This is a genomic window from Roseateles sp., assembly GCF_044373315.1.
Classification (GTDB): domain Bacteria; phylum Pseudomonadota; class Gammaproteobacteria; order Burkholderiales; family Burkholderiaceae_C; genus JACDQM01.
The window spans coordinates 20,288-33,010 of the sequence record NZ_JBILQK010000010.1; the positions used below are offsets into that span (position 1 = coordinate 20,288).

The 12,723-nt window shown below is 67.9% G+C and carries 10 protein-coding genes; 6 read left to right on the top strand and 4 right to left on the bottom strand.

The annotated features are described in order from the left end of the window. Positions 1-12: 12 nt before the first annotated feature. The 5 genes from ACIQ67_RS04345 (at position 13) to kdgR (ending at position 6,817) form a co-directional block, all read left to right on the top strand. The gene (locus ACIQ67_RS04345) at positions 13-1,140 is read left to right on the top strand and encodes an ABC transporter ATP-binding protein (RefSeq protein WP_397533130.1); all 1,128 of its coding nucleotides are present in this window, start codon (positions 13-15) and stop codon (positions 1,138-1,140) included. Beyond that, a complete protein-coding gene (locus ACIQ67_RS04350; RefSeq protein ID WP_397533131.1) occupies positions 1,137-2,444 on the top strand; it encodes an ABC transporter substrate-binding protein in 1,308 nt (435 codons plus the stop codon). Before ACIQ67_RS04345 ends, ACIQ67_RS04350 begins: the two co-directional genes overlap by 4 nt. A 23-nt stretch (positions 2,445-2,467) precedes the next feature. Beyond that, positions 2,468-3,634, top strand: a complete 1,167-nt coding sequence (locus ACIQ67_RS04355) for an oligogalacturonate lyase family protein (RefSeq protein WP_397533132.1) — start codon at positions 2,468-2,470, stop codon at positions 3,632-3,634. After that, a complete protein-coding gene (locus ACIQ67_RS04360; protein WP_397533133.1) occupies positions 3,631-5,949 on the top strand; it encodes a pectinesterase family protein in 2,319 nt (772 codons plus the stop codon). Before ACIQ67_RS04355 ends, ACIQ67_RS04360 begins: the two co-directional genes overlap by 4 nt. Positions 5,950-6,016: 67 nt before the next feature. Further along, complete coding sequence (kdgR, locus tag ACIQ67_RS04365) at positions 6,017-6,817, top strand: DNA-binding transcriptional regulator KdgR (RefSeq protein WP_397533134.1); 801 nt, start codon at positions 6,017-6,019, stop codon at positions 6,815-6,817. Here the strand turns inward: kdgR and ACIQ67_RS04370 are convergent, their stop codons facing one another. The 3 genes from ACIQ67_RS04370 to ACIQ67_RS04380 are packed head-to-tail and all read right to left on the bottom strand — an operon-like array spanning position 6,818 to position 9,811. Then, positions 6,818-7,618 (bottom strand): SDR family oxidoreductase, encoded by an 801-nt coding sequence (locus tag ACIQ67_RS04370; RefSeq protein WP_397533135.1) that lies wholly within the window; start codon positions 7,616-7,618, stop codon positions 6,818-6,820. It lies immediately after the preceding gene. Then, a complete protein-coding gene (locus ACIQ67_RS04375; protein WP_397533136.1) occupies positions 7,615-8,406 on the bottom strand; it encodes an alpha/beta hydrolase in 792 nt (263 codons plus the stop codon). Before ACIQ67_RS04375 ends, ACIQ67_RS04370 begins: the two co-directional genes overlap by 4 nt. Positions 8,407-8,410: 4 nt before the next feature. Then, entirely contained in the window at positions 8,411-9,811 is a 1,401-nt protein-coding gene (locus ACIQ67_RS04380) for a flavin-containing monooxygenase (protein WP_397533137.1), read from the bottom strand. A gap of 100 nt (positions 9,812-9,911) precedes the next feature. Between ACIQ67_RS04380 and ACIQ67_RS04385 the strand changes: the two genes are divergently transcribed. Next, entirely contained in the window at positions 9,912-10,589 is a 678-nt protein-coding gene (locus ACIQ67_RS04385) for a TetR/AcrR family transcriptional regulator (RefSeq protein ID WP_397533138.1), read from the top strand. A 164-nt stretch (positions 10,590-10,753) separates the two neighbouring features. Here the strand turns inward: ACIQ67_RS04385 and ACIQ67_RS04390 are convergent, their stop codons facing one another. Beyond that, complete coding sequence (locus ACIQ67_RS04390; protein ID WP_397533139.1) at positions 10,754-12,670, bottom strand: potassium transporter Kup; 1,917 nt, start codon at positions 12,668-12,670, stop codon at positions 10,754-10,756. Positions 12,671-12,723 lie beyond the last annotated feature (53 nt).

Sequence of the window (12,723 nt, forward strand, 5' to 3'; positions counted from 1 at the left end):
CGCGGAGACAACGTGGCACGACTAAGCCTCAACAAGATAGAAAAGGTCTACCCCAACGGCTTCAAGGCCGTGCATGGCGTGGACCTGGAAGTACGCGACGGCGAGTTCATGGTGTTCGTCGGCCCGTCGGGCTGCGCCAAGAGCACGCTGCTGCGCATGATTGCCGGCCTGGAAACCATTTCCGGCGGCGAGCTGCGCATCGGGGACCGCGTCGTCAACGAGCTGGCGCCCAAGCAGCGCGGCATTGCGATGGTGTTCCAGAACTACGCGCTCTATCCGCACATGAAGGTCTACGAGAACCTGGCCTTCGGCCTGAAGCTCGCCGGCACGCCCAAGGCGGAACTGGACCAGCGCGTGCGCCATGCCGCCAAGCTGCTGGAGATGGAGCACCTGCTGGACCGCTATCCCAAGCAGCTCAGCGGGGGGCAGGCGCAGCGCGTGGCAGTCGGCCGCGCCATCGTCAAGAAGCCCGAGGTCTTCCTGTTCGACGAGCCGCTGTCCAACCTGGACGCCAAGCTGCGCGCTGCGATGCGGGTGCGCTTGACCGAGCTGCACCGCACGCTGCGCGAATCCGGCCAGGCGGCCACCACCGTCTATGTCACGCACGATCAGGTCGAGGCCATGACCATGGGCGAGCGCATCTGCGTGCTCAAGGACGGGCAGATCCAGCAGGTCGACACGCCCACCGCGCTGTACGAGCGCCCGGCGAATGCCTTTGTGGCCAGCTTCATCGGCTCGCCCGAGATGAACATCGTCGACGCCAGCCTGCAGGCCGCGGCCAGCGGCCTGGCGGTGCGGGTGGGCGACGCGCTGCTGCCGCTGCCGGCCGACAAGGCGCAGCGCCTGCAGGGCGGCTCGGCCGCCGTGCGCTTCGGCCTGAGGCCCGAGCACATCGGCCTGCTGCCGCGCGCTCAGGGCGACAGCACCGCTGCTGCGGCCAAGCTCCGCTTCACCGAGCACATGGGTTCCGAGGTCTATGTGCATGCCGATCTCGGCGCGCTGCCACTGACGGCACGCGTGCCGGCCGAGCAGGCAGCGGCGCTGGCCGGGCTCAAGCGCGGCGATGAGCTCAGCCTGCATCTGCAGCTTTCTGCCTGCCATCTGTTCGACGCCGCCAGCGGCGCCAATCTGCTGCTATGAGAGAACCCTCGCTGTTCAACCGGCGCCAACTGCTGGTGTCAGGTCTAGCTGCCGCCCCCATGGTGCTCAGCGCACAGCCGCGCGAGACCGTGCTGCGCTTTGCCTGGTGGGGCGGATCGGCCCGCCACGAGGCCACGCTGAAGGCGCTGGATCTGTTCGAGCGCCGCCACCCTGGCGTGCGGGTGAAGGCCGAGTACATGGGCTTCAACGGCTATCTGGAACGCCTGACGACCCAGATCGCCGGCCGCTCCGAGCCCGATGTCATGCAGATCAACTGGGCCTGGCTGGCGATGTTCAGCAAACGCGGCAACGGCTTTGCCGACCTGCGCCAGCATGCCGCCCAGCTCGATCTTGGCCAGCTCAGCGCCGAAGACCTGGCCTATGGCGAGGTGGCCGGCAAGCTCAATGCGCTGCCGGTGTCGTTCAGCGCCCGCGTGATGCTGCTGAACCAGTCGGCCTTCCAGCGTGCCGGCATCGCACTGCCGCGCAACTGGGACGAGCTGTTTGCCGCCGGCCCGGCTTTTCGTCGCAAGCTGGGCGAGAACGCCTACCCGCTGGACGGCGAGCTTTACGACATGATGCTGCTGTCCCAGGCTTGGGTGCAGCAGCGCCACGGCATGCCTTATGTGGACCCGCTGCAGCCGCGCGTGGCGATGAACCCGGCGGCAGCACTGGACTGGGTGCGCGTCTACAAGCGCCTGGTCGACGAACATGTGGCCACGCCGCTGCCGCTGCGCGCCTCGCTGGGCGGCGCCGAGAAGCCCACCGAGCAGCAGCCGGATTGGGTGGTCGGCAACTGGGCCGGCAACTACACCTGGGATTCGGCCATCGGCCTGCGCGCCTCCACCCTGAACAAGCAGCAGCAGCTGGTGCTGGGCGAGTTTCCGACCCTACCCGGCTCGCTGGAAAGCGGCATGTTCGGCCGGCCGACGCTGATGTATGCGGTCGGCCGCAACTCACGCCAGGCGGAGATGTCCGCACGCCTGATCAACTTCCTGCTGAACGATCTGGAGGCCGCCGCCATCCTCGGCCGAACCCGCGGCCTGCCGTCAGCGCGCGCGGCCTTCGAGCAGCTCAAGAGCAGCGGCAAGGCCCCGGCGCTGGAGCTGGCCGCCTACGAGCAGATCCGCGCGCAGCGCCAGAGCGGCCGGCTCAAGCGCCCGGCGCCGCTGTTCGAGCATGCGCGCCTGCACAAGTTCATGCGCGAGGTCTTCGAGACCATCGCCTACCGCAAGACCAGCGAACAGGCCGCCGCCACCCGCTTGGTCGAAGAAGGCCAGGCGCTCCTGCAACGCATCAAGTGAGTCTTGAACACAGCATCTCCATCATGAAAGCCACTCAACGCCAGCTGAAGTTTGTCACCCGCGAAGACCCGGACACCGGCGCACGCGTGACCCGCCTCACGCCCACCGATGTGACCTGCCATCGCAACTACTTCTATCAGAAGTGCTTCACCAACGATGGCAAGCGGCTGATCTTCGGCGCCGAGTTTGGCCCCCAGCCCAGCCCGAACTGGAACTACCACCTGCTGGACCTGGAAAGCCAGGTCGCCACCCAGCTCAGCGACCAGGCCGGCGAGAACACCTTCGGCGGCTTTCTCAGCCCGGACGATCAGCACCTGTACTTTGTGCGTGCCGAACGCCAGCTGATCCGACTCAGCCTGGCCGACCTCAGCGAGGAGGTGGTCTACACCGTGCCGCAGGGCTGGGTGGGCTATGGCACCTGGGTCAGCAACAGCGTTTGTACCAAGATGGTGGGCATCGAGATCCATGCCGACGACTGGTTTCCGCTCAACACCTGGCAGAAGTTCAACGAGATGTTCCACCAGAAGCCGCGCTGCCGGCTGTTCAGCGTGGACCTCAGGACCGGCGAGCGCACGGTCATCCTGGAGCAGCGCGGCTGGCTGGGCCATCCGCAGTACCGCCCCTTCGACGACAACACCGTGGCCTATTGCCACGAAGGCCCGCATGACCTGATCGATGCGCGCATGTGGTTCATCAACGAGGACGGCACGAACCGCCGCTGCGGCAAGGAACACGCGCCGGGCGAGAGCTGCACGCATGAGTTCTGGGTGCCCGACGGCAGCGCGATGATCTATGTGAGCTACCAGCACGACTCGCCCGAGCGCTGGATCTACAGCCTGGACCCGGTCACGCTGGAGAACAAGCTGTTGACCGCGATGCCGCAGTGCTCGCACCTGATGAGCAACCAGGACGGCACGCTGATCGTCGGCGACGGTTGCGGCAAGGCCAGCGGCGACTCCTCTGCCAGCAACGAGATGCTCAGCGGCGACCCCTATCTGCATCTTTTCGACCTCAAGACCGGCACCACCCGCGCAATCGCCCGCCACGACAGCAGCTGGGGCGTCTACAAGAACAGCCGCCAGGTGACCCACCCGCATCCCAGCTTCACGCCCGACGAGAAACAGGTGCTGTTCAGCTGCGACGCCGAGGGCGAGCCAGCGCTGTATCTGGCGGATCTGGGCCGGGCATGAAGGCCTGGGCGGCCGTGACGACGGGGCTGCTGGCGATGGCCCTGAATGCGCTGGCCCACCCACGCCCGCAACTGGAAGCGGCCGAAGCTGCGCGACTGAACGCAGCCGCCTACCTGGGCGACTGGCAACCCGCTACGCTGGACGATCCGGCACGCTGGAGGCCGCAGGCCATCGTCGCAGCCGATGGCAGCGGCACGCACCGCACGCTGCAGGCCGCGCTGGATGCGCTGCCGGCCAGGGGCGCCAGCGCGCAGCGCCACTACATACTCGTGCGTCCCGGCACTTACCGCGGCCAGCTGTGCGTGCGCGACAAGGCGCCGTTCACGCTCTATGGCCTGGGCGATGCGGCTGAGGTGCGCCTCGTCGATGGTCGCTACGCCGGCCAGCCCAAGGCACCGGGCCAGGCGGCCCAGCCCTGCATCCCGGCGCTGGAGGCCAAGGCCCATGGTACGGCCGGCAGCAGCACGCTGGCGATCTTCAGCGACGACGTGCAGTTGCTGCGCCTGAGCATCGTCAATGACGCGATGGACGGCGTGCGCCAGGGCCAGGGCTACCCCGAGGGCGCCGGCGAGGCCGGCGGCGCGCAGGCGGTGGCGCTGATGACGCGCGGCGACCGCATCCAGCTGCAGCAGCTACGCCTGCTGGGCCACCAGGACACCTTCTACGCCGACCGTGCGGCTAACTCAGAGACGGCGCGAGTCTTGGTGCGGCGCAGCCTGATCGCTGGCGATGTGGACTTCATCTTCGGCGCGGCCCGCCTGGTGATCGACGACAGCCTGATCCTGGCCCGCGCAGGTCGTCGCGCACCGGGGCAGGGCGGCTATGTGCTGGCGCCCAGCACGCCGGCCGCGCAGGCGCTGGGCTTTCTGGTGCAGCGCAGCCGCTGGCTGGCCGAGCCGGGCCTTGTACCGGGCAGCATCGCGCTGGGTCGGGCCTGGGACCAGGGCGTACCTAAGGGCGAGTGGCAGCCCGGCGCACCCAATGGCCAGGCCCTGGTGCGCGACAGCCTGCTCGGCCCGCATCTCGGCCCTTGGGAAGCGTCGACCGCGCGCCGGCCTTTCACGGCCACAGGCGCTGCGGCCAACCGCCTAGCCGAATACACCAACACCGCGCTGCCCGCCGCCGCCTTTGAAACCCTGCCGGCCGGCCAGGGCTGGGCGTCGATGGAAGGCGGCACGCGCGGCGGCGCCGATGCCAAGCCCGAGCATGTGCTGGCCGTGCGCACGCGCGCAGAGCTGGACGCGGCGCTGGGCTTGGGCGACACGCCCAAGATCATCGTGCTGCTAGCCCGCATCGATCTGGCCGCCGATACCAGCGGCCAGCGCCTCGGCGCGGCCGACTTGTGCGACCCGGCCTATGACTTCGAGGCCTTTGTGCGCCAGTACGACCCGGCCAGCTGGGGCCGTGCCGACCCCAGCGGCCCGCTCGAAGAAGCCCGCCGGCGCTCGGCCAAGCGCCAGGCCGCGCAGATCGTGCTGCGCATTCCCTCGCACACCACGCTGATCGGCGCCGTTCCCGGTGCTGGCTTCGCGGGCGGCATGCTGCTGCTGGAAAAGGTGCAGCAGGTGATCCTGCGCCAGCTGCACTTCAGTGATGCCTACGACCTTTTCCCCGCCTGGGAGCCGCGCGACAACGGCCATGGCGAGTGGAACTCGGAGTACGACAACGTCTCGCTGCGCGGCGCCCGCCATGTGTGGGTGGACCATTGCAGCTTCGACGATGGCGAGCATCCGGACCATCTGGAGGCCAGCGCCTTCGGCCGCCCCATCCAGCGCCACGACGGGCTGCTGGACATCACCAAGCAGTCCGATCTGGTGACGGTGTCCTGGAACCGCTTCCGCCAGCATGACAAGACCACGCTAATCGGTGCTGGCGACACGCAGACGGCCGACGCCGGCACCCTGCGCGTCACGCTGCACCACAACCTGTGGGAAGACGTGAAGGAGCGCGCGCCGCGCGTGCGCTTCGGCCAGGTGCATGTGCTCAACAACCTCTATCTGGCGCGCCGCGACGGCCCGTACGCGCAGGGCTATTCGATCGGCCTGGGCCAGGGCTCTGCCCTCATCAGCGAAGCCAATGTCTGGGAAGGTGAACCCAGCCGCCTGCTGCGCGCACTGAAGGGCCAGCGCTTCGAGGACCGCGGCTCGCTGCTGAACGGCTCGCCGGTCGATCCGCTGGCGCTGCTGCGCGCCGCCCAGCCCGACGCGCCGGCTATTCAGCCGGCCGGCTGGACGCCGCCTTACACGCTGCGCGCCGAGCCGGCCGCAGGCCTGGCCGAGCGCTTGCGCTCACAGGCCGGCGCTGCGCCGCGCTGAAGGCGCACTGAAAGCATGGACAATCCCATATCTCTGTTGAAACGCTAGCCCGAGGCAATCGAAACGCATGGATGACGATCTCAACGATGGCAAACAGCAGCCGGAATCGGTGGCCGCTGTCCTGAAGGTCTTTGCCATCCTGCAGGCCTTGTCGGAGCGCAGCGAAACCGGCATCTCCGATTTGTCGGTGCGGCTGGCCATGCCCAAAGCCACGGTCTACCGCTTTCTGCAGACCATGAAGACCCTGGGCTATGTGCGACAGGAGGCCGACAGCGAACGCTACGGCCTGGCGATGCGCACCTTCGAGCTGGGCGCCAAGGCGCTGCAGTATCCGGATCTGGTGGAGCTGTCCAAGCACCATATGCAGATGCTGGCCGACGCCACCGGCGAGACGGTGCACCTGGGCACGTTGATCGATTCCGAGATCATCTATGTGCACAAGGTCGATTCGCGCCACATGCTGGGCATGTATTCGCGCATCGGCCGCCGCGCGCCGATCCACTGCACCGCCATCGGCAAGGTGCTGATGGCCTGGGAGCATCCCGAGCGCCGCGACCGCGTGCTCAAGGGTGCCGACTTCAAGCGCTACCGCGACAAGACCATCACCGAGCCGGCCGCCTTTCTGGCCGAGCTGCAGCGCGTCAAGGCGCAGGGCTTCGGTGAGGACCGCGAAGAATTCGACGACCACATCCGCTGCCTGGGCGTGCCCATTTTCGACCGCCTGGGCCAGCCCATCGCCGGCATGAGCGTCAGCTTCCCGACCTTCCGCTATGACGAGGCGCGCGCGCCCGAGGTGGTCAAGATGCTGAAGGACGCCAGCCGCGACATCTCTTCCAAGCTGGGCTGCAGCAAGGACATGCTGGGCTGATCAGTCGCCGCTGCCTGAGGCCTGCTTCATGATGGCGCGCTGCAGTCCTTGCGGCAGCAGTTGGTTAAGCCCCAGCAGCACGCGCAACAGCGGGTTTTTCTCGACCCGCCAGTGCACCTGCCGGCGCGCCGACGTGGCGGCCTGCCACACCACCTCGGCCACATCCTCGGCACTCAGCTGCACGCCCAGGCGCTCGATCAGGCGCTGGCTGTCGCGGCCATCCAGCATCGCGGTGTGGACGAAGTTGGGCATCACGTCGCAGACATGGATGCCGTGGCGCTCCCACTCCAGGTTCAGCGCTTCGGTGAAGCCGCGCAGCCAGAACTTGCTGGCCGAATAGACCGCCAGGCTGGGCACGCCGTAGCTGGCCGAGGCTGAGCTGAGGTTGACGACGCGTGCCCCCGGCGTGGCAGCCAGCAGCGCAAAGGCACGCTGGCTGCACAGCAGCGGGCCATCGTCGTTGATGCGGTTGATGCGCAGCTGGCGGGCGATCGGCAGGGTTTCGAATGGCCCCATCTCCAGCACGCCGGCGTTGTTGAGCAGCAGGTCGAGCCGGCCGCCGGTGGCCTCGGCTACGTGCGTGAAGACGCGGTCCACGGCCGCCGGGTCGGCCACATCCAGGCGCGCGTCGAACACGCAGGCCGCTCCCAGCTCGGCGCGCAGCGCCGCCAGGGCCGCCTCGTCCACATCGCTGAGGGCCAGTGACCAACCGCCGCGCGCCAGGCGCAGCGCGCATGCCCGGCCGATACCGGCCGCCGCGCCGGTGATGAAGGCGATCTTCTTTTGCGTTGAGGTGCTCATGCTTCTGGTGCTCCCTTGCTGGTGTGGTTCAGCAGCCAGTCGGCCACCTCGTCGGCACGTTGCTGCCAGCCCTGTTCGGCCGCCAGCGGCCAGTGGCCGTGCTGCGTGTATTCCCGATAGTCCAGCCTTTCGCCATAAAGCCGCCCCAGTGCGCGGCTGACGCCGGGCGGCACGATTCGGTCCTGCAGGCCAGCTAGGGCCAGCACCGGGCAGCGCACAGCCGCTACATCGACCCGGTTGCTGCCGCTCCAGTTGAGCGTCCCAAATGAGGCCTGCCAGGCCAGTCGGCCGGACTCGGCCTGCATGCCGGCAAACAGCGCGGCGCGCGCCGGCTCGGGGGCGGCATTCAGCAGCAGCGCATCGGCCTCGCGGCGCGATAGCCGGAACTGGCCGCGCCATGAGCCCCAGCGCACGAAGTGATGCAGCAGCGGCGGCCACATTGCCGGCCGCTGCGGAAAAACCGGCGCCGGCGCGGCGCTGCAGACCAGCACCAGCGCTGTCAGCGGCCGGCGCGCCGCCACCTGCTGGCACAGCAGGCCGCCCATCGAGTGGCCGATCAGCGCCACCGGGCCGGGCCTGCGCTCTATCGCCTGCTCGACCGCGCTCGCGCAATCCTCAAGCCCCAGGCCATCGAGCCGATGGGCGTCGCCGCCATGGCCGGGCAGGCTCAGCGCCTCGGTGGCAAAGCCGCGCGCCTCGAAGCGCGGCCGCCAGGCCTCCCACACGGCGGCGCTGCTCCACATGCCGTGCACGAAGAGCAGGCGCGGCAGTGGCGCGGCGGGCGCCATGCGCTCAGGCCGCCTGCTGTCGCAGCGCCGCTGCTTTCACGGACGTCTTGTAGTGGCCGGGCCGGCCGGCGGGCGCCTCGCCGATGTCGATACCGGCCTTCTTCAGCTCGGCCTTAAGTTCCTTGCGGAAGCGGTGGTAGTCCACCTCTACTGCATGGCGCTGGCCGCCCTCGAAGGCGAAGTGCGGGTTCCCCACCTCATGGCGGATCGCGGCCTGCATATCGGCGGGGCGCTGGTAGCGGCCCTGGATCTCGGCGCAGGCCAGGCGCGCCTGGTAGTCGGCCAGCGGCCAGATGCAGCCCAGCGGCTGGAACAGACCGATGAAGTACAGCGTGCCGTGCTCCGCATGCATCATCTTGCGGAACAGAGGGATCTTCGGCACATGCTGGAAGTCGATGAAGCGCTTGTCGAAGAAGGGAAATGTGGTCCAGAAGCCGGTGCAGGCGCAGATGATGTCGAAGTGCTCGCGCCGGCCGTCTACGAACTGCACGTGATCGCCATCCAGGCGCTCGACGGCCGGCCGCGGTTTCACCTTGCCATGGCGGATGAAGTCAAGCAGGTCGGAGTTCAGCGTCGGGTGCATGCTGAAGGCCGATCCTTTGGGCACAGGTAGGCCGTAGTCGGCATAACTGCCCTGCATCACGCGCAGCAGCCGGGTGGTGAACCAGCTGCGCAGCCAGCCCGGCAGCCAGGCGCTGCCCGAGGCCACCACATCGGAGGGCTTGCCGAACATGAACTTGGGCATGAACCACTGCGGCTTGCGCATCGACAGGCCCACGTTGGACGCCAGCCGCGCCGACTCTACAGCCACATCGCAGGCCGAGTTGCCGGCACCGATCACCAGCACCGACTTGCCGCGCCAGCTTTCGTCCACGCCCTTGAAATCGTGCGAGTGCATGAAGCGGCCGCTGAACTCGCCCGGGTACTCGGGGTATTTGGGATTCCAGTGGTGGCCGTTGCAGACCATCAGATGGCTGAAGTGCTCGACCTGCGGCCGGCCTTCGGCGTCATGGAACTCGACGCGCCAGGCGCCGTCGGCCTCGCGGGTGATGTGGTTCACCTGGTGCTTGAAGCGCGTCGCGTCCAGCACGCCGAAGTGGCGCGCGTAACTGTCGAAATAGGCCTGCAGCTGGCGGTGGCTGGGATAGTCCGGATAGTCCGCCGGCATCGGGAAGTCTTCGTACTCCGACCAGGCCTTGGAGCTGATGATGTGGGTGTTGTCGTAGACGCTGGAATGGCCGGTGGCGGCGTTGAACACCCAGTTGCCGCCAACCTTATCGTTCTTCTCGAACACCACCACCGGCAGGCCGGTGGCGATGCAGTTCTTGGCAGCGGCGATGCCGCTGGGGCCGGCGCCGATCACGGCCACGCGTGTCTTGCCGCCGGCTGGGCTTGTTTGGATCATCGTCGGTCTCCTCCTAGCCTGGACGGCCATGTGCTTGCTCGGGAACCCGGCTGCTGCGGATAAGATCCGACACATGTCAGGTTTGAAGGAAATCTAACTTTTGTCGGATTCAGCTTCAACGCGGGTTTCTCCCAGGCGCTCTGCCGCCGATGCAGGCCTGTCGCCCGCTCGTGCGCGCCAGCCGGCACAGGCGCGCTCGCAGGAGCGCGTCGAGGCGGCGCTGGCCGCGGCAGAGGGCCTGGTGGCCGAGCTCGGCCCCGAACAGACCTCGATCCCCGAGATCGCCAAGGCCGCCGGCATTCCGCGCGCCAGCCTGTATCAGTTCTTCCCGGACAAATACGTGCTGCTGGCCTGCTTGGCCGAGCGGCATCTGTCGGCCGTGGCCGAGTTGGTGGAGGCGCTGTGCCTGCGCCATGCTGACGCCTCGATCGAGAGTCTGTCCAAGGCCTTGGTCGACGCGGCGTCCGACTATTACGACCGCCATCCGGTGGCGGCCCAGTTGGTGCTGGGCGGGCCGCACAGCCCTTCAGCCTATGGCACCTTGGCCGCCGCGATGGCGCGCATCAGCGCGGCGGTGCGTGGCGCATTGACGGCGCGCCAGCCGGCACCCAAGCTACCGGCCCGGCCCGATGTGGCGGCGCTGATGGTGGAGATGGCTTTTGCCTGCATGCGCCACGGCTATCTGACCGAGGGCCGCATCACGTCAGCCGTGCGGCGCGAGGCGGTGCGGGCGCAGGTGGCGTACTTCGAAGCGCTGGTGGCGGCGGCAGGCCGCTGAGTCGGCATGCACTGCTGCGATCGAGCGGGGGCAGCGACGGGCCGGAGCGAATTGTTCCATGCCCGGGCCAGAGGCCCGGGCAGGAAGCAAAGCGAGCCCGCCGCAGCGTTCCTTGCGCCAGCGTTCGCACGACGAAAACTGCCAGCGCGCTGAGCCTAGCGGCCTCAGATCTGCACCCGCGTCCCCAGTTCGACCACCGCGTTGTCCGGCAGACGGAAGAACGCCACCACGCCGCCGGCGTTGCGGCTCATCATCGCGAACAGCGATTCCCGCCAATTCGCCATGCCGGCGCCGGGTGTGGGCACCACCGTCTCGCGGCTGAGGAAGAAGGTGGTCTCGAAGGCCGGGATCTCCAGCCCGCGCTGTGCGGCCAGTGTCAGCGCCTTGGGCACATCCGGCGTCTCCATGAAGCCGAAGTGCAGGCGGATCTGCCAGAAGTCCGCGCCCAGCGTGCTCAACTCCACACGTTCGCGCTCTTCCACCCAGGGCGCTTCATGGAACTGCACCGTCAGTATCACATTGCGCTCATGCAGCACCTGGTTGTGCTTGAGGTTGTGCAGCAGGGCCTGCGGCACGGTGCTGGGATCAGCGACTGGATAGACCGCGGTGCGCGGCACGCGGTGCAGGCTGCTGGCGTCCAGGCTGTCGATGAAGGGCTGCAGTTCCAGACCGTCGCGGCGGATGCTCTCCAGCAGCAGCTTGCGGCCGCGCGACCAGGTGCTCATGCCGATGAAGATCAGCAGACCCAGCGCCAGCGGGAACCAGCCGCCGTCGAAGAACTTCACCGCGCAACCGGCCACCAGCAGCAGGTCCAGCGCCACGAAGAACGCGGTCGCGCCGATGGCCAGCGGTGCCGGCAGGCGCCAGCCCTCACGCACCACGAAGTAGGTCAGCACCGTGGTGATCAGCATCGTCAGCGTCACCGCAATGCCATAGGCTCCGGCCAGCGCGGATGAGCTGCCGAAGAACAGCACCGCGGCAATCACCGCAGCCAGCAGCACCCAGTTCACCGCCGGGATGTAGATCTGACCCATTTCGCGCGCTGAGGTGAAGCGCACCGTCATGCGCGGCAGAAAACCCAGCTGAATGGCCTGCTTGGTCATCGAGTAGGCGCCCGAAATCACCGCCTGCGAGGCGATGATGGCCGCCAGCGTGGCCAGCACGACAGCCGGCAGGATCGCGCTGTCCGGGAAGAGTCGGTAGAACGGGTTCTCGATGGCGCTGGGATCGGCCATCAGCAGCGCGCCCTGGCCCATATAGTTCAGCGCCAGGCTGGGCAGCACCAGAAAGGTCCAGGCTAGCTGGATCGGCTTGCGGCCGAAGTGGCCCATATCGGCATACAAGGCCTCGGCGCCGGTGAGCGCCAGCACAATGGCGCCAAGCGTGGCCAGTAGCAGCCAGCCGCGTGCGGCAATGAACTCGGCGGCACGCAAGGGATTCAGCGCTGCCAGGATGGCCGGCTCGCGCAGGACATGCACGACGCCGATGACGCCCAGCGTCAGGAACCACAGCACGATGATGGGGCCGAAGAAGCGACCCACCGCTGCTGTGCCGAAGCGCTGCATCAGGAACAGCCCGACCAGCACGGCGATGCTGGCCGGCAGCACATAGGGCTTGAGCGCCGGGGTCACCAACTCCAGGCCTTCCATCGCGCCCAGCACCGAGATGGCCGGCGTGATCACGCTGTCGCCATAGAACAGCGTAGCGCCGAACACGCCCAGCAGCAGCAGCGCATGGCGCAGGCCCGGCCGGCCCGACACCGCCTGCGCGGCCAGCGCGGTGAGCGCCAGACCGCCGCCTTCGCCGCGGTTGTCTGCGCGCAGGATCAGGATCACGTACTTCAGCGTCACCACCAGCATCAGCGCCCAGAAGATTGTGGAGACCGCACCGATCAGGTTGGCCGCGTTCAGCGCCACGCCGGTGTGCGGCGCGAACACTTCCTTGACCGTGTATAGCGGGCTGGTGCCGATGTCGCCATAGACCACGCCGATGGCGCCCAGCGTCAGCGCGGCCATGCCCTGGCGCTGCGCTGTGGACGTTGATGACTGCGATGTTGCAGATGAAGAAGGGGAGCTGCTCATGGCGGCGATGCCCTGCGTTGTTGTGATGTGGCCATCGTGGCCGCCGCGCCATC

Coding starts and splice junctions, on each gene's coding strand:
- ACIQ67_RS04380 (WP_397533137.1), bottom strand. CDS start 9,811: ATGATCCAAACAAGCCCAGCCGGCGGCAAGACACGCGTGGCCGTGATC.
- ACIQ67_RS04355 (WP_397533132.1), top strand. CDS start 2,468: ATGAAAGCCACTCAACGCCAGCTGAAGTTTGTCACCCGCGAAGACCCG.
- ACIQ67_RS04375 (WP_397533136.1), bottom strand. CDS start 8,406: ATGGCGCCCGCCGCGCCACTGCCGCGCCTGCTCTTCGTGCACGGCATG.
- ACIQ67_RS04370 (WP_397533135.1), bottom strand. CDS start 7,618: ATGAGCACCTCAACGCAAAAGAAGATCGCCTTCATCACCGGCGCGGCG.
- ACIQ67_RS04390 (WP_397533139.1), bottom strand. CDS start 12,670: ATGAGCAGCTCCCCTTCTTCATCTGCAACATCGCAGTCATCAACGTCC.
- ACIQ67_RS04350 (WP_397533131.1), top strand. CDS start 1,137: ATGAGAGAACCCTCGCTGTTCAACCGGCGCCAACTGCTGGTGTCAGGT.
- kdgR (WP_397533134.1), top strand. CDS start 6,017: ATGGATGACGATCTCAACGATGGCAAACAGCAGCCGGAATCGGTGGCC.
- ACIQ67_RS04360 (WP_397533133.1), top strand. CDS start 3,631: ATGAAGGCCTGGGCGGCCGTGACGACGGGGCTGCTGGCGATGGCCCTG.